Consider the following 20923-nt stretch of genomic DNA (forward strand, 5'->3'; position numbering starts at 1 on the left):
TGGCATCCAAAGCGGTATTTTTGTTTCACGTGGAACAAATAATTGACCATTGTACGAGAAAAATAAAATGATTGAAGTCGTATTACTCGCTATCGCATTAGCAATGGATGCATTCGCTGTCGCCATTGGACTGGGTGCTAAGTCACAAAAACAGAGTAAGTCTTATCTGCTGCGATTGGCTATTTATGCTGCCTTATATTTTGGCATTGCACAGGGCGTGATGCCACTTATTGGTTATCTATTAGGGGCAGCATTATTAGGTTGGTTGGCAGCAGCTGCACCTTGGATTGGTGGATTTATTCTTATCGCTCTCGGTGGAAAGATGCTTTACGAAGTATTTACTGCGGATGAAGAAGATGCTGTGGATAGTGCGCTTCACACAAAGGGTAACGCTATAAATGCTGATAGCGAAGCAATGACAGTTATTCATAATGGCCATAAAACTATCAATCACCGCACCTTATTTACGCTAGCGATTGCGACGAGTATTGATGCGATGGCAGCAGGATTCACACTTAATCTGTTAGAGCTAAATGCATGGTTAGCTTGTTTAATCATCGCGTTAATCACTGCTATATTTGGCCTGTTTGGTGTTTATTTGGGGTGGCGATCTGGTACGTGGTTAGAGGATAAAGCAGAAGCGCTAGGTGGGCTGGTGCTTATTTTAATTGGGTTAAAGGTGATGTTTTTTAGTTAATATAGTCAAAGAATTACTAAATTGCTACGGCGTTACCCTCCTTAGATGTACGAATTGTACTATCTGCAGTCGGCTGCCTTGTATCTATTTTAGATTTCTTCGACTATCAGTTGTTTTCCAAATTTATTATTCTCAATAAAAAGCACCGCTCTAAACTGTAGAGCGGTGCTTTTTTGTTTCACGTGAAACTTAAATAGATAAACTTCTAACGGCTACTCTTCGTCAGTGCCAAAGCGCCATGCTAATACACGGGTGCTCTTTTGACCTTGACTCATCTCGATAATACGCATTTGAGCGACATCAAGTTGCTTTAGCAATAGCTGTAATGGTTTCACGTTTTCAGATTTTGATACTAGTGTCGTAAACCAACCAACATGCTCTGCAAAATCTTGGCTCTCTTTTGCCATCTTGGTCAAAAAGGCAATCTCGCCACCTTCACTCCATAGCTCTTTATGCTGACCACCGAAGTTTAGGTTTTGTGCCGCATTACCAGCCTTCGTCGAACTGCGGCTTATTTGCTCGTTTTCATTTTTGCCGCGATGTCTTTGCAAATTATGTTGCTTGCGGCTGTTCGATTCCATCGCTTCCTCTAATGAGGCATGGAATGGAGGGTTACAGACCACCACATCAAAGTAGTCTTGGCGACCGATGATGCCTGCAAACATATGCTTAGGATTGGTTTGCAGTTTGACTTTTACAGCACCTTTAAGCTTAGGATTGGCATCGCAAATCAGCGCAGCAGTATTGACCGAAATTGGATCGATATCGCTGGCGGTAAAGCGCCAACCATAGCTCTGGCTACCGATGATTGGATAGATGGCACTGGCACCCGTTCCAATATCTAAAGCGTGGATTTCTTTACCTGTTGGCGGTGTATTATCCGCATTCACATGAGTGGTCTGCGCAAGCAAGTCCGCAATATAGTGAATATAATCAGCACGTCCTGGGATAGGTGGGCACAAATAGCCTTCTGGAATGTCCCAAAACTTCACGCCATAATAATGGGCCAGTAGCGCCTGATTGAGGACACGTACCGCTTGGTGATCCGAGAAGTTAATCGTCGGCTCGCCTTTAGGGTTGGTAATAGTATGCTTGGCAAGCTCAGGCAACGCGCGAGTCAATACCGCAAAATCATAACGACCTTGATGTGGGTTGCGCGGATGTAGCTGACCGAGTTTTTTGGCGGTCGCCGGCGATCTGTTTCTGTGTGTACTATTTGCTGGAATACGGGTCATAGTGTGTGGCTTTGATGTTTGAATATAATCGACCATTTTAGCAGATTTCACGAGTAACGAATGTCTTATCGACTACGTAAAATCAGATTTAATCCCAATACTATCATCGCTGTACCCAATACGCGATCTATCCAATGTTCAAAACGCTGAAAGCGGCGATGAATCGCAGGGATAGAAAGCAGCATCACGACTGTACTGAACCAAGCCATCTGTAAGACCATCATCCATACGCCATAAATGGCCAATTGCCACAGCGGTATGTCAGGTGACAATACGAGTGTGAATATCGCGACGAAATACACGGGCGCTTTTGGATTAAAGACATTGCAAAAAAAGCCACGGCGCAAGGTAGCAAAAGTGGATTCGCTATTGCTAGGTAACTTTTTGGTAGAGATATTTTTAGCTGGGGATGTAGTTTGGCTAATAATCGCATCCTGTGAAACGTGAGCGCTTGAACTTACTTCTGAGTCTGCTGCATTTGTTAAGTTGGCTAAACCTGCTGGCTTTTTAGGCTTGGCTTGGATGCCCTGCCAACCAAGATAAATCAGATAACCACCGCCCAACCATTTGATAGTAGTCAATAATGGCTGCGAATGTGCGATGACCGTCGCCAGTCCCAACACCGAATATATAATATGTACGGCAAGCCCCATAGTAATACCGAGACTACAGATCAAACCAGTGCGTCGACCTTTTGCCAATGTCTGCTGTGATACCAAGACAAAATCAGGCCCCGGGGAGGCTGCAGCCAATAAGTGGACTGTAGTAATCAGCAAAAAACCGTGCCAAAATTCCATAAAGTGCTCTGAGTAATGTCTATATTTTCCTCATGGTTACACTTAACGTGAATGGGGTCAACTGATATTGATATGAGCTTTATTCGTAGCAGTTCTACTGCTTGTGTTATCGCGCGAGGGTGTCTATATTAAAAGTGGGTTTATCGACAAATTTCTATGAGTCTATTACCGAATTATCATCTTCATTGGCAAGACCTGTATTGGTCAGAACTACATTGAAGATAGCCGATTGCTGCGACTGATGATATATCTAAATTATCGATGCGCAAGGACATAACCACCCATTACATAATAATGATTATTTCAACAAGGATAGAACTATGACTACGGACAGCAACGCAACAGAAAACCGCATCACTTATAACACGCAAGGCCATGTTTGCCTGGTCGGGCTCAATCGTGCCAATAAACGTAACGCCTTTGACAGTCATATGATTGGTCAGCTGTCTGACGCGATGACTCGCTACGAGCAAGACGACAACTTACGCTGTGCGTTGATATTTGCGCATGGTGATCACTTTACCGCTGGGCTGGATTTGGTCGAGCTGCAAGACAAGCTAAATGATGGCGTGTTTGAGTTTGATGGTAACCAAATTGACCCATGGGGTATCAGTGGAAAACTGCGCACCAAACCTGTGGTCGTGGCGGTCAAAGGCACATGCTTCACTGTGGCTATCGAGCTGATGCTCAATAGTGATGTGGTCATCGCTAGTGACAACTGCAACTTTGCACAGATGGAAGTCCAGCGCGGCATCATGCCATTTGGCGGGGCAACGGTACGCTTTGTAGCCGCTGCTGGCTGGCAAAAAGCCATGCCATATCTACTCACTGGTAAAGCATTCGATGCGCAAACGGCTGATAGGCTGAATTTGGTCAGCGAAGTGGTGGCAAATGGGTCTGAATATGAGCGAGCATTGACGCTGGCACAAGAAATCTGCAAAGCCGCGCCTTTGGGTGTGAGAGGTGCATTGTCTTCAGCGCAAGATGCCAGTCGTAATGGGGCCGCGACTGCATTGGCTAATATCCATAGCTATCTGCCGCCGCTGTTTCATTCAGAAGATGCGAAAGAAGGCGTGATGGCGATGGTTGAGAGACGTGAGGCTGAGTTTAAGGGATGTTAAACACTATAGACTAAGACATACCTATTTAGATCAGAAGAGATAATATGAATCAAAGCTCATCAGCTCAAAGATTAGAAACTGAAGAAAGTAATAGTAATGATTTTAAAATAACGGTGCTTTCGCCTTCAGATAGTCTTGAGAGTAGTGCAAGCTACAAAAGCTATGAAAAGAGATTAGCTGCAGCATTAAGACATAAGCTTGTGTCAAATATAGCTCTTACTGGGATATATGGCTCAGGTAAAAGTAGTATTCTAAATACCTTTAAAAAGACCTATAAAGACAACGGTGAATGGAAGTTTTTGGAAGTATCACTTTCAACATTTAAAGTAGAAAAAAATATTGAAAGTGATGATGCTGAAGATTCGGATAGTAGTTCACCATCTACTGATAAGGAAATTAAAAATTTAACACCAGATAAAATACAGCTAATTGAAAGAAGTATATTACAGCAATTTTTTTATGCTGTACCTCAAAATGATATTCCACTCTCAAGATTTAAACGTATTACGGAAAACTCGAAAGAAACTTATAGAGTAACGCTATGGGTATTTATATTAACTCTATGGAGTTATATCTATGCTTTTGATCAAGCGAAATTTATAACTGAGTTGGTGGGTTTTGCAGAGTGGTATCTATATTTAAATTCAATTATTTTGGTTTTTTGCACGCTATTTATTATTAATAAGATATACAGTTATGGATTCGGTCTCACAGAGATAAAATTCAACCTTCACAACGCTGAATTTAATATCAAGAACGAGCAAGAGAAATCTATTCTTAATGATCATTTAGACGAGATACTATATTTTTTTGAAACTACTGGAAAGAACGTTGTTATTATTGAAGATTTAGACAGGTTTAATGATACTGAGATATTTATCAGACTTAGAGAGCTAAACTCAATTATAAATAAATCTTGCCCACACCGAGTTATATTTATATATGCCATTCGCGATGATATTTTTGAGGATAGTGAAAGAAGTAAATTCTTTGATTACATCATTCCAGTGATACCTATAGTTAACCCAACGACTGCCTATGATATAGTCATAAAAGAGTATAGTAATATAGCAAACGAACTTGATAATAAATTTTTGTTGAACACTTGTTTGTATTTTAGCGATATGAGACTTTTAAAAAACATTTTAAATGAGTATGAGGTTTACTTTGATCAACTTAAAGTCTTAGATATAGATAAAATAAGCTTTTTGCAATGGTGGTTTATAAAAACTATCATCCAAACGAGTTTGCCAAACTAAACTCAAACTCAGGTGAAATCTATGATATTTTCTATAAAGAAAAGCCAAAAATAGTTAATATGTTAACAATGGAAAAATACCAAGCTATCGCTGAATTAGAAATTAAAAAAGATAAGATTTTGAATGATGGTCTAAACTCAATTAAAGAGTTAAATAGTATTTATTCTTATACAATTTTAAGAAAGTTGGATAGTGTAATGCAATATGCGTATTACCGAGGCCAGTCAAAAATTAATATTGTTGTTGGTTCTGAAAAATACAATACAAGTGATATTGCTAGTACAACAGTACTTAAGGAAATGGAAAAGCATCAAGCTATTACTCTTGAAGTGACTAACACAGATTTTACAGTGAGTTTCAATTTTAACGATATTGAAAATGAAGTTAATGCAAATAAATCTTATTTATACAGGTTAGCTAATACCGAAGATAAAGAAAGTGGTGAGTTAGAAAGGCTGTCAAACGAAGAGTTTAATACAAAAAGTGAGATCCAAAATACTAAAAGAATGATGCTAACAGAACTACTGAATCAGACTGACATTATTATCGATAAACCTTTATTGAAATATTTTATCAGTAATGGATATATAGATGAAACATATCAAAGCTATATTTCATATTTCTTTGAAGAATCTATTAGTTTGAATGATAAAAATTATGCTCTTTTAGTTAATTCTTTTGGCGAACCAAACTTTGAGATTGAGTTGAAAAAATATGATGAATTAGTTGAAAATTATTTAGGTCTTGATAAGTTATCAACTCATAGTGCTCTAAATTTCAGTATGTTAGATTTTCTACTGGCCGAAAATAGTAAAAATATATATCTTGAGCAGTATGTTAAAGTTGTCTGTGATGGCTCTAGCACATCTATAGAATTTCTAAAGCGCTATTTCAAAAGAGATAAGAATCTCTCCTTGTTGATACCAATAATAGTAGGTATTAGAGAGAGTATTATCGATGAAATAAATATCTACAACAATACGGAAGAAGCGAGATTTAATCTACAAAGGTTTATTAGGTATCTACCTTTGAAGTCATATGAAGAATTACCGTACCTAACTGAACATGTTAAAGGTGAGCTAAATATTCTAAGAGATTATGTTAGTTTTATTTTGGATTGTTTTGATAGTAATTTTGATAAATTTCAAGAGTTTACAGATGCTCTTAAGCCAGTACTTGAACATTCTACTTTTTCAGAAGTTCAGGTCAGAGAGCTTAACTGGCTAGGTAAGAACAGATATCTAGCTATCAATAAACATATGATAAAACAAGTTTTAGTAAATAATTTAGAAGACCCTGATACTGTTCTCGCTGACTTAGAGGTCAAGCCAGTCACTCTTATGGCTAACTCTGGTATTGACTATCTAGCTAAAAATATTTGGTCTGAAAACCTATTAGAATATATAAGAGTTATTTTACTAGATGCAGATGAAAACACCTCATATTCTGAAGATGAAGATATCTATATAAAAGCATTAAATGTGTTTGGTAGTCGAAATTCAATAATAGAAAGATTTATTGACCTCACTTCTACCAAGATTAAAGATATAAGTGAAGTCAAAAATTATCAAATTCAAAACTATCTTATCGGTAGCTTGAAAGTCCAATGTTCATGGTCAAATGTTTTTAAGTATTTTTCGGAATCTTATGAAGATCAGGATGATCAAGGTGCTTATCGGGAGATAGATGGTTCACTTGTCAAATTCCTGGAAAGTGGACGAAGTTATTTACAAATGGTTAGTTATACAGAATCAGATATCTTAGGCATTGAAGACTGGGAAAACACTAAAGCTGAGTTTGATAAACACCTTTTTGTATGTAGTGAATTGAGTGATGAAGCATACGAAAATCTAATACGTACAACTAACAACAACTGGGATAACTCAAAATTAGAGGATCTTAATCAAGAAAAAACTAAGATTTTAATACGTCTTGGGAAGTTAAGTTTAACTTCTGAGAACTGGGAACAAGTCAAAGAATATGCATCAAAAGAAGTTGTCTTGGATTTTTTAGTTAAATATCATCAAACAGTAATACATGATTTGGATTCCGTCGAGCTTCGTCCAGAAGATATCGAAGCCTTATTTTGTTCTGATGAAATTAGTAACGAACACAAGCAGGTTTTAGCTGAGTCTAAAGCTATTAACCTTATAGAAAGTAATGAGACTGTTCGTAAGAAAATTATTGAAATATATGAAAGTGAGAGAGTGTCTTTGCCTGTTTATGACCAGCTTCTTAAATATGCTGACTCTGAGGAACTAAAAAAGTTATTGCTAAAACAAATCAGGTATTTAGATAAACAGGAAGTCTTAAAAATACTGAAACTATTAGATGAGCCTTATCAAAAACTAGCTAATGGTCAAGAGGTTGAGTTCGAAAATACTGATGAAAACTATACTTTACTAAGAGCATTGAATATAGCCCAAATAGTAATGAGAATCCCTAAGCCAACAAGACCAAAGGGTAGTTTAGCTGGTAAAAAAGTGCTCTCTACAAGATTACAAACCCGTGTGCTTTCTGATGAATAATAGTTGCCTTGTGACGCGGTTTAGCCCTGACAGTAGCGGCTATCCTGCTTGAATAGACGTGTTGCGAAGGCTAGGTTTTGGGGCAGTCTCGTCACCAAACAGGAATACCCCAAACCGTGGCCGCGCCACGCCTAGATAAGCAGATAATAGCGGATGGCAGGATTGGCTCCTACTTCATAATAACTTTGATAACCAAGAAATCTAACGCAGCACTTCAAAATACTATCAAGCAAACTAACCACACAAACCAAAAAAACCTCGCAATTGCGAGGTTTTTTGTTTTATCTAGTATGACTGGCTATAACTAAAACAGCGTCAGTGTTGACCATTCAATTATAGCTATTTAGCTATTTAGCTATTTAGCTATTTAGCTATTTAGCTATTTAGCTATTTCGCTTTTTGGTAGTAATCAACCATCATCGTACCTAGCGTGCCATTGTCATCGATAGTGACGATTCTGACCGTACCTGATTGGGCTGCGGTACTCGACTGCACTTGTCCGGCATTACCTAAGACGACTTGGTTGTTTTTAGCTGCCTTTGCCTCGTTACCGATAGCGATGCTATTCATGCCAGCTGCCATAGATTTATTACCGACTGCGACTGAGTTTGCACCTTGTGCTGCTGCTGCTTCACCGACTGCCGTAGCGCGAACACCACTAGCGTCAGCTAAATGACCGAATGCTTGTGCGCGCTCGCTTGTGGCTTTGGATTTCCAGCCGATAGACGTTGAGCCTAGACCAGCAGCGTTGGCTTCGCCGCCGACAGCCGTTGCGGAATTCAGACCTGCATTGGCTTTGTTACCGACAGCGACCGTATCATTAGTACCACCAGCCATGGCTGCTTCACCAACTGCGGTAGAGCGTACACCGCTAGCATTGGCTAGATGACCAAATGCTTGCGCGCGTTCAGCTGTTGCTTTTGATTGCCAACCGATAGACGTTGAGCCTAGACCTGCTGCATTGGCTTGACCGCCGACAGCCGTTGCCGAGTTCAGACCTGCATTGGCCTGACTGCCGATAGCGACGGTATCATTAGTGCCGCTAGTCGTGGCAGCGTTGCCAAGCGTGATGGCAGTACTGCTAGTCGCAGTTGCAGTGGTTGGAGCGTCTGACATTTGATGCTCAGCGCCTGTTGCCATCGTCGTGCATGCCGTGGTTGCGGTGATGGCTAACGTGAGCGCGCTGATTTTTAGCACTGAATTCGGTAGAAAGTCCATTTTCATTCTTAATTCCTTTTTGATAGCCTTAACGGCTTAGTAGGTAGTTTGGATGGATCAAAGCCATCAGGTATATAGTGTTGACATACTATGATGACATTAGTTCCAGTCGGTAGGTAAGCTTAACTCTAGTCAATCCCCTATACATTGGATACGGTGTCAGTCTCGCTTAGTCTACGATTTGTAGTACTTTCACTCGCCTTCCTTGTATCCAAATGATATTGAACCGACTATATACGACTTTTACATTAACTTATAGTGACCGTTCAAGCAATCAATATTCTATATAGTCAATCCTCTATAAAAGAGTGACAGCGTTAACCTCACTTGAGGTATCAGATATACATCTGCGCTCGGTTGCCTTGACCCTCTTTTAAACTGAATCAACTATCTCTTCAAAAAGTGGTTAAGCGAATGAGTAAACAGTAATTAAACAGCTGAACAAACAGTCATGCTCTAACACACGCTAACCATTCGTCTATCCATATAACAACCATAAAGCCATTGGCGATGACGCCCTTCATGTTGTACCCTAAACCACTATTTTTATAATTAAGAAGAATGCCAATGCAATACGACTTTGATGAAGTAATCGACAGACGTAATACGGGGTCACTCAAATGGCACTATAGCGATGACACGATTCCGTTATGGGTGGCGGATATGGATTTTAAGGCTGCGCAGCCAATATTAGATTCGGTTGAGCAAGCAGTGCAGCACGGCATATTGGGTTATACCAAACCTACAGATAGCTTGTATGACTCGATTATTCAGTGGCATGGCAGTCGTTATGGTTTGCAGCTAACCAAAGAGAATATACTGTTCTCACCCGGTGTCGTGCCAAGCTTGGCGCTGATGATGAATGTCTTTACCGAAGTAGGTGAAGCAGTATTGGTGAATGATCCTATTTATACACCGTTTATGAGCAAAGTTGAGCAAAATGGTCGTAAGCTTGTGCTCTCTGCATTACAAGAAGGCGAGGGTAAATATCATCTGGATTTGGCCGATATCGAAGCCAAAATCATCGAGCATGACGTTAAGCTGTATCTACTTTGCAATCCGCACAATCCGGGCGGGCGAGTATGGACGACTGCTGAGCTTGAAGCGGTGCTTGCGATTTGCAAAAAGCACAATGTGGCGATTGTCAGTGATGAGATTCATCAAGATTTGACCTTGACTGGTCACACATTTATACCGTTTTTAACATTAGCAAAAGGCTATGAGCACAATGTCGTAAGCCTGACGTCGATGACCAAAACCTTTAACATCGCCGGTATCAAAGGCTCGATGATATTTGCAACAGATGAGGCATTGGTCAAAAAAATTAGCCAGCAGCAAAACCTAAATGATGAATATGAGCTGAATTTATTTGCTTATACGGCCATGCGTGTGGCTTATGAGCAAGGCGACGAGTGGTTGACGCAGGCGCTGAATTATATCGAAGCCAATATTGATTTAACGGTGCAGTTTTTAGAAGCGCATTTGCCGAAGATTAAGGTCATGCGCCCAGAAGCCTCGTATTTAATTTGGGTAGATTGCTCAGCGTATGCTGAAGACGATCAAGCACTGTATGACACCCTTCGCGCTGCCAAGGTTGAATTGAGTGCGGGATTTAAATATGGTGAAGAAGGGCATCTTAAAATGCGTATTAACGTCGCTTGCCCTAGAGCATTGCTATTAGAAGGGTTGACTCGTATGCATGCAGCGTTGGGTGATGCTACGTAGTAAGTGCAGTAAGCCTAGTAAATGGCTGATGAATAGAGGGGCAGATAGCTTGTTTGTCACTGGGCTTATGATTGGGCTTACTGTCTCTTCTGTTCTTATTTTTAGCCTATTTAGACGACTATCGAGTGAATTGAAGGCACGCTCTAATAATAATCGCGAATAATTCATCATCTAATAGCCAATAGAGTGCGTAAACTTGTTAAAATAGGGCACCAATTTATCTATTGATGGACATCGATTTATGACCACAACTGCTGCCACTCCTACCATTAAAGAAGACCGCATCTTAATCCTCGATTTTGGCTCGCAATATAGCCAGCTGATCGCCCGCCGTGTGCGCGATTCTGGGGTGTTTTGTGAGATGTTCCCTTATGACATCGACGCTCAGCGCATCATCGATTTTGGCGCAAAAGGTGTCATCCTATCGGGTGGCCCTGAGAGCGTCCATGCTGAAAACAGCCCACGTATCAACGACGCTGTATTCGATTTGGGCGTACCAGTATTGGGTATTTGCTACGGTATGCAAGCGATGGCAGATCGTTTCGGTGGCAAAGTTCAAGCCAGTGATGTGCATGAATTTGGCGCTGCTGTGATCAATGTAAACGGTACTTGCGCCTTGCTCGATGGTATCGAAGATGCTGCTGGCACGCTCAATGTCTGGATGAGTCATGGTGACAAAGTGGTAGATGCACCAGCTGGCTTCGATATCGTTGCTAGTACGCCAAGCTGTCCGATTGCGATTATGGCCAATGATGACAAGCAATATTACGGTCTACAGTTCCATCCAGAAGTGACGCATACCTTACAAGGTCAGGCGTTGCTAGGTCGTTTCGTTCATGAAATATGTGAGTGCGCAGGCGATTGGACGCCAGACAACATCGCTGAGATGCGTATCGCACAGTTAAAAGAGCAAATCGGTGACAAGCAAGTATTGCTAGGTTTGTCAGGCGGTGTCGATAGCTCAGTGGTAGCAGCGTTATTGCACAAAGCCATTGGCGATCAGCTGACTTGCGTATTTGTAGACAACGGCTTACTTCGTTTGAACGAAGGCGACCAAGTGATGCAAATCTTTGCAGAAAACATGGGCGTAAAAGTCATCCGTGTTGATGCAGAAGATTTATTCTTAAATGCACTAGCTGGCGAGTCTGATCCAGAGAAAAAACGTAAAATTATCGGTAAAACGTTCATCGACGTATTCGCTGATAGCGCGCGTCAAGTGAGTGAGCAAAGCGATGGAAAAGTCGTTGAATTCTTGGCACAGGGTACAATTTACCCAGACGTCATTGAATCTGCTAAGTCGCATCAAGGCAAAGCACACGTGATTAAGAGCCATCATAACGTTGGTGGTTTGCCAGATGACTTGGCATTTAAGCTGATTGAGCCGTTACGTGATTTGTTCAAAGACGAAGTACGCAAGCTTGGTATTACCTTGGGCCTACCAGCCAAAATGATCTATCGTCATCCGTTCCCAGGTCCAGGTTTGGGCGTGCGTATCCTTGGTGAAGTCAAAAAAGAATATGCTGATATCCTGCGTTTGGCTGATGCTATCTTTATGGCAGAGCTAGAAAAATCAGGTTGGTACGATAAGACTGCACAAGCATTTGCCGTATTCCAACCAATCAAATCAGTCGGCGTGGTCGGCGATGGTCGCCGCTATGCGTGGGTAATCGCGCTACGTGCAGTTGAGACCGTAGACTTTATGACGGCACGCTTTGCGCATCTGCCGTATGATTTGATTGAGACGGTATCGAATCGCATTATGAATGAAATCGCTGAAGTATCACGTGTGACTTATGATGTTTCGAGTAAGCCACCTGCAACGATTGAGTGGGAGTAATTCGTTTAAGTATTCTAAACGGTAACGGTGTTAACCTCGCTAGATATACAAACACGTATTATCTGCGCTCTGTTGCCTTGTTACCATCTTAGACTACATAAACTTATCTAAGTAGCTTTTCAACTCAGTTTTTTGAATTGATATACAGCTTGTCGTCAATAAAAAAACACTCAACTTGGTTGGGTGTTTTTTTTGGTTTGAATAAACAGGCAACTAAGAAGGCTTTAGTTTTTTATTGAACATTTGTCTTTATTATCTATAATGTAGTCAACTTTAATTGGCTGTTGATTATTGAAGTCGAGATAAGACAACTAACCGTTCAGTATTTAGTAAAACTAAGGGATAAGATGCTTTGTAATAATTGTGATCAAGAAAACTCAAGTGATGCAGGATTTTGCTCAAAATGTGGGTATCAGCTATCTAATACTCAAGCACAAACACCACCACCGCTCACTGCCGTAAATATTTCAAAAGATGCGCAAAGCTCACAAAATACATTATCTTCTGACTCTGAGACAGCGGATAGTTTATTGGCCGCCTTCGTCGGTGACAAGTATGACAGTTTTTACCGTGATAAATGGTTTAAAGATAGTGAGCCACGCCTAGAAGTTAATAACGATGGTTCGAGCATTCACAGTTTTAATATTGTCGGACTTCTCTTGGGAACATCTTGGTTGTGTTATCGCAAGATGTACTTAGTAGCCCTATGTGTTGTAGTTGGTATAAATACGGTCGATTTGATTTTAATGTATATGCTCGGTATGGAAACGTATAACTCTCTTGGTCAAACCAGTTTTTTTATCGCATGGGCAGTATTGACAGGTATGTTAGGTAATTATTTTTACTTTAGTCATAGCGTTAAAAATATTAAAACAGCCATGAGTGGCACATCAGATCCAGCTACGCTTAAACAAGCATTAACGGAAAAAGGTGGTACATCATGGGTTGGCGCAATTGTGGGTAGTATATTGGCGGTGTTGCTATCAATGGGTATGTCCTACTTTTTTGCGCCTGATTGGTATTGGTTGGTGTAGTCGGTTTTTCTCTCTACTTAGCCTTTAGCTGAAATAAAAAGCACTCAACTTGTTTGGGTGTTTTTTTTATTATCCAAAGAAGTAGAAGACAAGTAAAGGTTAGTGCTCTGTCTCACTAACTATTATGCTATCTTTAAAATTGATTTTGGACAATTAAAAACGGTTCAATAAAAGGAATTTGAAAATGGATGAAGAACCTAGAAAAGAATACAAACTACCATCGATGTTAGAAATGTTTGATAAAGTTCAGAGTCAAATGAACCCGTTATCCTACCAGCTCGAAAAATTAAACAGTATACAAGGGATAGCAAACCAGTATGAGCATCTTAACCCAGCTGTAAATATTGTAAGAAAAGCTGTTCAACCAGTAGATTTGGCTTCCAGCAGTGTTGTAGACCATATTGCAGTAGCAATGAATGCTCAGTTGAGAGTTCCAGAAGCAATGGCCGTGCAAGATAGTTTTCTTGAAATGAAAAAGGGGATGGGTGCCTACAATAATAGTCTCATGTCTGTGAGAGAGAGCCTGATACAAAGTACAGGAGGAACTAGTGTATATGAAAATATGATGTCATCAGTAAATCTAATCAGGGATTCGTTAGAACCATATAGAAGCACTTTTGATGCAGTGCGTACCTCATTTGAAGCAAGTGAATCTTTTAAACTTGCAAGAGAGCTACAATCGCAAGTAGTTTTAGCTACTTCCACATTATCAAAACACTCGGATTTTTTTGAGCAGTTTGAGTCGTTACGCAATCTTGAGTATTTTCAATCAATATTTGAACTAAATAATTTTCAGTTTGAAGAAGTTGTAAGCACTAATTTAACGCAAGGAGATATAACGAGATTTACAGAAAAACCGATATCTGAAATTGAGTCTGATTTAAGTGATGAAATCAAATCAGGAAAGGGTTTTAGTTTATATTCAGATCAGGATAAGAAATATTTATCTTATATTTACCATTATTATCTACTACCATTATTTTTTGGCTATTTATTTTTAAATATGTCGAATATTATTCAGGCTAAAGAAGAGTTAAAAGTAATGGAAACTAAGCAGGAAATAAGATCATTTACAAGATCTTCACATACTACGTTTGACCGTAAAGCATTAAAAGGTCATCGATTTGTTATGGTTAATTTACTTAATTTTCGCGATAGACCTAGTATGAATTCTAACGTGATTGATTCTTTACCGATTGGTACTACTGTAAGGGTTTTAAACAAATCTGAACGCTCGTGGCTTCTTGTAGAAGTCGAAATTAATGGTGAATTAGAGCAAGGTTGGGTTCTAAGACGTTATACAACTTATTTTAAATAATTTAAGTATGAATAAGGCTGTTTCTGAAACCTAAAAAAGGCAGCACCTCAAAAGAGATGCTGCCTTTTACTTATAACACTAACTCTTAAAAACTTAGCCCTTCACATTCACCACATAACGTCCAACCACTTTGCTAGACATAAAGCGATCTAAGTATTCAGGCGTTTGCTCTAGCGTAATTTCTTCACCATAGCTCTCAAGATTAGGCAGTTTCATATCAGTGGCGACACGTTTCCAAATGGCTTCTTTATCAGCCAGTGGAATGTAGACCGAGTCGATACCCAATAGCGACACCGCGCGGGTGATAAAAGGTATCACCGACATCGAAAAATCAGCGCCACTGGCTAGGCCGCAACTGGTCACTGCACCGCCAGATTTGGTTTGCTTTAGCAGGTTGGGTAAGTAGTCGCCGCCGATGGTATCAATAGCGTTTGCCCATAGCTCACGGCCGACAGGTTTGTTACCGATTTCATTGATGGTATCGCGATGACGTACTTCGCTTGCGCCCAATGCCTTTAAATGCTCGCTTTGCTCAGGCTTACCTGAGAATGCAATCACCTCATAGCCGAGCTGCTTTAAGATAGCGATACTGATCGTACCGACGCCACCTGTTGCACCAGTCACAGCAACTGGGCCATCACTTGGTTTTGCGCCCATTTTTTCTAGCTTTTGGACACTTAGCGCTGCGGTTAAGCCGCCTGTACCATAGGTCATCGCTTCTTTTAGTGTCAGCGTTTCTGGACAAGCCAGTGCCCACTCTGCTGGGATTGAGATCATTTGACCGAGACCACCATCGGTATCCATACCGAGATCATAGCCGAATACCAATACTTCTTGCCCTACGGTAAACGTGCCTGATTTGTCACTGACGACCACGCCAGCTGCGTCGATACCGGGAGTATGTGGGTACTGTTTGGTAATTCTTTTATTACCCGATGCTGACATCGCATCTTTAAAGTTTAACGATGAATAATGCACTTCGATAAGTAAGTCATTCTCTGGCAAGTCACTAACTTTGCATTCTTGAATGCTTTTTTTGAATTCACCATCGCTGGTTTCTTCAACGACTAATGCTTTGAATGTTGTATCGTTTGACATGGTTATATCCTTATTAAATCTTATTATTTACGCTGATTGGCTTAGCGATACTATTACAGCAGAATGGTTAAAAAAGCCCACCGTATCTTATCGCTAATACACATGGGCTTTCTTATATTTGCTAATACCGCTGGTTTTTGCCCTTATTACGAAATTAGGAGGCGAGTGTAGGAATTAAGGTTTTAAAAGAACTTTGCCTTTTTTACTTGATTGTACTTTTCCAGAGACCGCGGTTGCGATATCGTCCAGACTATATACGGCTTCGATTGGTAGCTTCAAATCACCATTCGATGCACGTTCTAGCAATTCAGTGATCAGACGCTGTTTGTTGTCTAGATCCATTTCTTGGCTGGTTTTGCTGCCCCAGAATCCTTTCACAGTGGCTTGCTTAAAGATCAAGCTACCAGCGTCCAGTGCCATGGGCTTGCCTGACATGATACCAAATGAGACCAGCGTTCCTTTGCTACCCAGTAGTGATAGTAGCTCATTGCTCGACTCACCACCGACTGAGTCAACGGCTGCTGTGATCTTGTCATCACCGATGATGGCGCGGACTTGGTCTTTCCAGTCATCGTCAGCTGTGACGACATTGTTTTTGATACCGAGTGAGGTCAGCTCTTCTATCGCGTCTTTACTACGTACGAGGTTAATCGTATTCACGCCGCGTGCTGCTGCGAGCATGGCAAGGGTTTTACCCACTGCACCGTTTGCCGCATTGTGGATGATCCATTGACCGCTATTCACTTCTAAGAATTCTAATAGCATTAAGGCAGACAGCGGCATAGCAATCAGCTGGGCAGCCAACTCGTCTTCGATACTATCAGGCATGTTAAACACCATACTGGCAGGGGCGACAAAATACTCTGCCCACGTTTCGTGCACACTGGCACACGCCACACGTTGACCCACACTAAAGTCTGTCACATCATCGCCTACCGCATCGATAATACCTAGCGCCTCACTACCACCGATGGCTGGCATCTCAGGCTTATAGCCATATTGTCCACTCACGGTCAGCAGGTCATGGTTGTGAATAGGTGAGAGGATGGTTTTGATACGGACTTCGTTGGCAGCAGGCTGCGGCATAGGACTGTCGCCCACGCTCAATACGTCAGAAGGTTTGCCAAAGCTGTTATGAATAGCACTACGCATAATAATTCCTTTATTTATGATTTGGTTTATTTATAAGTGTATTAAGAGTACGAATAACCGACTATAAATATCATGTTATCAAGGTCATTCACCAATGTATTTTTTCTTCTAGTAGAAACGATACCATGATAATGATGCTTATAGGTTATCGGCTAACAAAGACACTATACTTAAAAATAGACTGGTCGTCTAGACGTTGGATACATTTGCGCTAACGGGATTTTATTATAGAAAGCTTGGCTTACATCAGTAATATTTTCTAGCGTTAGATAGCCAAGCCCATATACATGGGATACGGCATCAGGCCAGTTCAGTCTATTCTCTGTAGAACCTTGACTGGCCTGCCTTACATCTAAACTATCTTAGACTGATGATGACTCAGAATGATGATAGCTATCGATACTGTTTAATAAAATTCAATACGACTAAGCACATGCTCTTGTACCAGATAAGCACAAATATAAGCACTTGGCCACGCAAACATAAAGGCCAGTCCCCACGAATGCATCAACTCCATAAAAAAGCCGTCGATAAAGCCTTGTTTTACCACCAATAAGGCCGTCGAGATAATCAGTGACATCATCATTGCCATGATACCTGTGAAGATAAGGCGGTAGTATTTGCGCCGTGTGCGTATTCTGATGGTAGGAAAATTTGCCATAGCTTTAGAGTGTCCTGAGTGGTGCTAAAGACACTTCACTGATGAGGTAAGTGTCAATTTTATATAATAAATGGTGGTAGGGGCCGTTAAAATTTGCCATTGAGTACTATCATATCGCGTGCTGACCAATGAATAAAATGGTTATTATAAATGCTGATATTTGTTATGGTTAAACTATAGCCATTTTTACAACAGGATAGTTTTTACAGGAGTACAGTATAAAGAAATAGCGCACTGAATCTGATTAATTTTGCTACGATAAAGTCGATCACAATAAACATATAGGACAATGAAATGGTAGCTCAAAAGCAGCGCACATTAGGTATCATTGGTGGTATGAGTTGGGAGAGTACTCAGGTCTATTATCGCTTAATCAATGACGGCATCAAAGTTGAGTTGGGTAACTTACACTCAGCAGATTTGCTGATTCATAGTGTCGACTTTGCACCGATTGGCGCGTTGCAAGCACAAGGAGCATGGACTGAGCTTGGCGCAATGATGGCAAATAGTGGCGAGCGATTACAGGCGGCTGGTGCACAGGGGTTATTAATTGCGACCAATACCATGCATAAAGTGGTCAGTGACGTTAAAGCCGCGGCCGGATTACCGATTATTCATATTGCAGATGCTACTGCCGAGGCGATTAAGCTGCAAGGTCTGACCAAGATCGCGCTACTCGGTACACAGTTCACCATGACCCAAGACTTTTATAAGCAGCGCCTTATCGATGCAGGATTACAAGTATTAATTCCTGAAACTGACGCTCGCGCAGAGGTGCATCGTATTATCTATGATGAGCTGTGCCAAGGACAGATACTCGATAGCTCACGTCAGTATTATCGTCAAGTCATTACAGATTTAGCCAATGAGGGGGCAGAGGGCGTGATATTGGGCTGTACCGAGATAGGCTTACTTATCAGTCAAGCCGATAGCCCGATTCCAGTATTTGATACCACGGCTATTCATGCTGCCGCAGCGGTTAATTTTCTGTTAGGTAAAAATGATTAGGTAAGGGTTAATGGAAAGCAGTTAGTGTATAAATTTTATTGTTTGGTGGCGAGTTGTAGTAGATTGACTATACGCAGCACTAGCCGCATCTTGCACATCAGTCTGTTACTGTTTCTTAATAGGGAAGTTTCGATGATATTAAAACGCCTAAGCCTCGCGACTGTACTCAGCTTGTCAGTCGTCGGTTGCACCACCGCACCCAATACGCTAGCCGTAAATACAACTCAAAAAATCATCCAACACGAACGTGCTAAATCAGACCTTACCAGTAAAGTATTCATACTCGCTTCTGGTGAACAACTCACTTATACCGAAAATAATACGATCAATGCTGAATCTCTATTATTGATTCATGGTTTTGGCGGTAATAAAGACAATTTCACTCGTATCGCTGACAAGCTGGATGACTATCACCTTGTTATTCCAGACTTATTAGGGTTTGGGGATTCGAGTAAACCTGATACTGCGGATTATCGCGCTGATGCTCAAGCGCAGCGTCTGCATGAGTTAATGCAAGCGAAAGGCTTGGCATCCAATATCCATATCGGTGGTAATTCGATGGGCGGGGCCATCAGTGTGGCTTATGCGGCAAAGTATCCAGACGATGTCAAAAGTCTATGGCTCATCGATAGTGCAGGGTTTTGGTCAGTAGGCATTCCTAAATCATTGGAAAATGCCACGCTTGAGAACAATCCGCTATTGGTCAATAAGACGGAAGATATTTACGATATGTATGACTTTGTCATGTACAAGCCGCCTTATTTACCCAAATCGATAAAAGCGGTGTTTGCGCAAGAGCGTATTGCTAATAAAGCGCTTGAGTCCAAAATACTAGAGCAGATCGTCACAGACAATGTCGAAGAGCGTGCCAAAATCATTGCGAACTATCAGATTCCGACATTAGTCGTTTGGGGCGAAAAAGACCAAGTCATCAAGCCTGAAACGACTGCGTTGATTAAAGAAATTATCCCGCAGTCGACAGTTATTATGATGCCAGAAGTCGGTCACGTACCGATGATAGAAGCGGTAAAAGAGACCGCCGAGGATTATAGAAAATTTCGGGCAACATTAAAAGGTGAGTGAATTTATAACGCTTTTACTAATCGCTCAAGCAGTTCAAGCGTGCTCTCTTGTTTGACCAAAGCTACCCCTTGTCCTGCCCAAAGGGATTGATGTTCTGCATCTCTGTTCTGAGACGCATTAGCTCGCATAAACTTGGTCATGGCGTTTAATTGCGGATAGGGCGGTAGCTCATTAGCGCTTTCAAATTTGGCAAAATCACGCAAATAATCATTCAACAAACCACGAGCGAGCTTACCTGAGAATAATCGAGTTAGTCGCGTTTCTGAGCTGCGCTTATCTTGACTGGCATCGAGTAATGCTTGTTTATAAATGTCATTGATACCGCATGTATCGGTGGTCAAAAACGCTGTCCCTATTTGTGCCAACTCGGCACCAGCTGCCTGAACAGCTTTAATGGCTTGGCCGTTCATGATGCCACCTGCTGCGATCAACGGAATATCAGTACAGGCACGCGTTTGGCTAATCAGTGTCAATAACCCCAATGGATCGCTTTCACTTTGCGGTAGCCAACCACCGCGATGTCCGCCAGCTTCGACCCCTTGTACACATACCGCATCAGCACCAATATCTGCCCATGCTTTAGCTTCTAATGGATGATTGGCAGTGCCGATGACGCGCGTGCCGAGACCTTGCAGATGCTGAACTTGCTCGGCACTGATAATACCAAAGGTAAAACTGGCGACAGGAACGGGATTGTCATAGAGCACTTGTAACTGCTCTAAAAAGCTTAGCGCTGGGCGTTCAGGTAGTGCAAATTCGATATTGTTGTCTTGATAATATTGACTTAGCCAAGCAGGCATTGCGGTATCAAAGGTCGTAGAGTCCTGCTCAGATAGCACCATCAGGTTTATCATAAAAGATCGGTCGGTGAGCGATTGAATGGTATCAATTTGGCTGGTCAAAACATCTGGAGCAGTCATGCCAGACCCTAATGAGCCCAGTCCGCCAAAGTTACTCACTGTCGCCGCTAGTTCGGGTGTGGTTGCACCTGCCATGGGTGCTTGGACGATAGGGTAGGTTAAGTTTAGGGTATTAAGTAAGGTCATGACTGACTGCCTTTTTAGTAGGGTGTTTGCATGACTTACTTTAACAGAGCTGAGCACAGAGTATGTGAGATAGTGTTTATTTAGTTAGGAAATAGGAGGGGTGGGT

General features: G+C 41.3%; 17 protein-coding genes. 10 read left to right on the top strand and 7 right to left on the bottom strand.

Annotated elements, in window-relative coordinates:
• Window positions 1-67: 67 nt before the first annotated feature.
• On the top strand, window positions 68-697 hold the full coding sequence (locus I6E84_RS00400; protein WP_197215429.1) for a manganese efflux pump MntP family protein: 630 nt from the start codon (window positions 68-70) through the stop codon (window positions 695-697).
• A gap of 212 nt (window positions 698-909) precedes the next feature.
• Here I6E84_RS00400 and rlmF read toward each other — a convergent pair whose 3' ends face one another.
• Both rlmF and I6E84_RS00410 read right to left on the bottom strand, forming a co-directional pair.
• A complete protein-coding gene (gene rlmF / locus I6E84_RS00405; RefSeq protein WP_197215951.1) occupies window positions 910-1968 on the bottom strand; it encodes a 23S rRNA (adenine(1618)-N(6))-methyltransferase RlmF in 1059 nt (352 codons plus the stop codon).
• Window positions 1969-1997: 29 nt separating this feature from the next.
• Complete coding sequence (locus I6E84_RS00410) at window positions 1998-2729, bottom strand: LysE family translocator (RefSeq protein WP_197215431.1); 732 nt, start codon at window positions 2727-2729, stop codon at window positions 1998-2000.
• A 320-nt stretch (window positions 2730-3049) separates the two neighbouring features.
• Between I6E84_RS00410 and I6E84_RS00415 the strand changes: the two genes are divergently transcribed.
• Genes I6E84_RS00415 through I6E84_RS00425 form a run of 3 tightly spaced genes read left to right on the top strand, consistent with a single transcriptional unit; the run spans window position 3050 to window position 7637 of the window.
• The gene (locus I6E84_RS00415) at window positions 3050-3850 is read left to right on the top strand and encodes a crotonase/enoyl-CoA hydratase family protein (protein WP_197215432.1); all 801 of its coding nucleotides are present in this window, start codon (window positions 3050-3052) and stop codon (window positions 3848-3850) included.
• 44 nt (window positions 3851-3894) lie between these two features.
• Complete coding sequence (locus I6E84_RS00420; RefSeq protein ID WP_197215433.1) at window positions 3895-5109, top strand: P-loop NTPase fold protein; 1215 nt, start codon at window positions 3895-3897, stop codon at window positions 5107-5109.
• Complete coding sequence (locus I6E84_RS00425) at window positions 5064-7637, top strand: hypothetical protein (protein ID WP_197215434.1); 2574 nt, start codon at window positions 5064-5066, stop codon at window positions 7635-7637. The genes I6E84_RS00420 and I6E84_RS00425 overlap by 46 nt, the downstream gene beginning before the upstream one ends.
• A gap of 387 nt (window positions 7638-8024) precedes the next feature.
• On the opposite strand, the gene I6E84_RS00430 is transcribed toward I6E84_RS00425, so the two are convergent.
• Window positions 8025-8861, bottom strand: a complete 837-nt coding sequence (locus tag I6E84_RS00430) for a hypothetical protein (protein WP_197215435.1) — start codon at window positions 8859-8861, stop codon at window positions 8025-8027.
• A 561-nt stretch (window positions 8862-9422) separates the two neighbouring features.
• Between I6E84_RS00430 and I6E84_RS00435 the strand changes: the two genes are divergently transcribed.
• The 4 genes from I6E84_RS00435 to I6E84_RS00450 all read left to right on the top strand — a co-directional run bounded on the left by I6E84_RS00435 (window position 9423) and on the right by I6E84_RS00450 (window position 14769).
• Entirely contained in the window at window positions 9423-10580 is a 1158-nt protein-coding gene (locus I6E84_RS00435) for a MalY/PatB family protein (RefSeq protein ID WP_197215436.1), read from the top strand.
• 241 nt (window positions 10581-10821) lie between these two features.
• Window positions 10822-12417, top strand: coding sequence for a glutamine-hydrolyzing GMP synthase (gene guaA, locus I6E84_RS00440; RefSeq protein WP_197215437.1), 1596 nt, complete (start codon window positions 10822-10824; stop codon window positions 12415-12417).
• A 347-nt stretch (window positions 12418-12764) separates the two neighbouring features.
• Window positions 12765-13451 carry a zinc ribbon domain-containing protein gene (locus tag I6E84_RS00445; protein ID WP_197215439.1) on the top strand — a complete coding sequence of 229 codons (687 nt, stop codon included), beginning with the start codon at window positions 12765-12767 and terminating at the stop codon, window positions 13449-13451.
• A gap of 184 nt (window positions 13452-13635) precedes the next feature.
• Complete coding sequence (locus tag I6E84_RS00450; RefSeq protein WP_197215441.1) at window positions 13636-14769, top strand: SH3 domain-containing protein; 1134 nt, start codon at window positions 13636-13638, stop codon at window positions 14767-14769.
• 93 nt (window positions 14770-14862) lie between these two features.
• On the opposite strand, the gene I6E84_RS00455 is transcribed toward I6E84_RS00450, so the two are convergent.
• From I6E84_RS00455 to I6E84_RS00465, 3 genes are all read right to left on the bottom strand, one after another.
• Complete coding sequence (locus tag I6E84_RS00455; protein WP_197215443.1) at window positions 14863-15867, bottom strand: YhdH/YhfP family quinone oxidoreductase; 1005 nt, start codon at window positions 15865-15867, stop codon at window positions 14863-14865.
• A 174-nt stretch (window positions 15868-16041) separates the two neighbouring features.
• Window positions 16042-17019 (bottom strand): zinc-binding dehydrogenase, encoded by a 978-nt coding sequence (locus I6E84_RS00460; RefSeq protein ID WP_197215445.1) that lies wholly within the window; start codon window positions 17017-17019, stop codon window positions 16042-16044.
• Between the two features lie 406 nt (window positions 17020-17425).
• Window positions 17426-17680, bottom strand: coding sequence for a DUF2798 domain-containing protein (locus I6E84_RS00465; protein WP_110922124.1), 255 nt, complete (start codon window positions 17678-17680; stop codon window positions 17426-17428).
• A gap of 294 nt (window positions 17681-17974) precedes the next feature.
• Here I6E84_RS00465 and I6E84_RS00470 point away from each other — a divergent pair, with 294 nt between their 5' ends.
• Window positions 17975-18688, top strand: a complete 714-nt coding sequence (locus I6E84_RS00470; RefSeq protein ID WP_197215447.1) for an aspartate/glutamate racemase family protein — start codon at window positions 17975-17977, stop codon at window positions 18686-18688.
• A gap of 132 nt (window positions 18689-18820) precedes the next feature.
• Entirely contained in the window at window positions 18821-19771 is a 951-nt protein-coding gene (locus tag I6E84_RS00475) for an alpha/beta hydrolase (protein ID WP_197215449.1), read from the top strand.
• Window positions 19772-19773: 2 nt separating this feature from the next.
• Here the strand turns inward: I6E84_RS00475 and I6E84_RS00480 are convergent, their stop codons facing one another.
• On the bottom strand, window positions 19774-20817 hold the full coding sequence (locus I6E84_RS00480; RefSeq protein ID WP_197215451.1) for an NAD(P)H-dependent flavin oxidoreductase: 1044 nt from the start codon (window positions 20815-20817) through the stop codon (window positions 19774-19776).
• Window positions 20818-20923 lie beyond the last annotated feature (106 nt).

Origin of the sequence: Psychrobacter sp. SCQQ22 (genome assembly GCF_015864605.1) — a bacterium.
Classification (GTDB): domain Bacteria; phylum Pseudomonadota; class Gammaproteobacteria; order Pseudomonadales; family Moraxellaceae; genus Psychrobacter; species Psychrobacter fozii.

Bases quoted from the DNA above. Each gene is read 5' to 3' on its own strand.
- I6E84_RS00400 (WP_197215429.1), top strand. From the start codon at position 68: ATGATTGAAGTCGTATTACTCGCTATCGCATTAGCAATGGATGCATTC.
- rlmF (WP_197215951.1), bottom strand. From the start codon at position 1,968: ATGGTCGATTATATTCAAACATCAAAGCCACACACTATGACCCGTATT.
- I6E84_RS00410 (WP_197215431.1), bottom strand. From the start codon at position 2,729: ATGGAATTTTGGCACGGTTTTTTGCTGATTACTACAGTCCACTTATTG.
- I6E84_RS00415 (WP_197215432.1), top strand. From the start codon at position 3,050: ATGACTACGGACAGCAACGCAACAGAAAACCGCATCACTTATAACACG.
- I6E84_RS00420 (WP_197215433.1), top strand. From the start codon at position 3,895: ATGAATCAAAGCTCATCAGCTCAAAGATTAGAAACTGAAGAAAGTAAT.
- I6E84_RS00425 (WP_197215434.1), top strand. From the start codon at position 5,064: ATGGTGGTTTATAAAAACTATCATCCAAACGAGTTTGCCAAACTAAAC.
- I6E84_RS00430 (WP_197215435.1), bottom strand. From the start codon at position 8,861: ATGAAAATGGACTTTCTACCGAATTCAGTGCTAAAAATCAGCGCGCTC.
- I6E84_RS00435 (WP_197215436.1), top strand. From the start codon at position 9,423: ATGCAATACGACTTTGATGAAGTAATCGACAGACGTAATACGGGGTCA.
- guaA (WP_197215437.1), top strand. From the start codon at position 10,822: ATGACCACAACTGCTGCCACTCCTACCATTAAAGAAGACCGCATCTTA.
- I6E84_RS00445 (WP_197215439.1), top strand. From the start codon at position 12,765: ATGCTTTGTAATAATTGTGATCAAGAAAACTCAAGTGATGCAGGATTT.
- I6E84_RS00450 (WP_197215441.1), top strand. From the start codon at position 13,636: ATGGATGAAGAACCTAGAAAAGAATACAAACTACCATCGATGTTAGAA.
- I6E84_RS00455 (WP_197215443.1), bottom strand. From the start codon at position 15,867: ATGTCAAACGATACAACATTCAAAGCATTAGTCGTTGAAGAAACCAGC.
- I6E84_RS00460 (WP_197215445.1), bottom strand. From the start codon at position 17,019: ATGCGTAGTGCTATTCATAACAGCTTTGGCAAACCTTCTGACGTATTG.
- I6E84_RS00465 (WP_110922124.1), bottom strand. From the start codon at position 17,680: ATGGCAAATTTTCCTACCATCAGAATACGCACACGGCGCAAATACTAC.
- I6E84_RS00470 (WP_197215447.1), top strand. From the start codon at position 17,975: ATGGTAGCTCAAAAGCAGCGCACATTAGGTATCATTGGTGGTATGAGT.
- I6E84_RS00475 (WP_197215449.1), top strand. From the start codon at position 18,821: ATGATATTAAAACGCCTAAGCCTCGCGACTGTACTCAGCTTGTCAGTC.
- I6E84_RS00480 (WP_197215451.1), bottom strand. From the start codon at position 20,817: ATGACCTTACTTAATACCCTAAACTTAACCTACCCTATCGTCCAAGCA.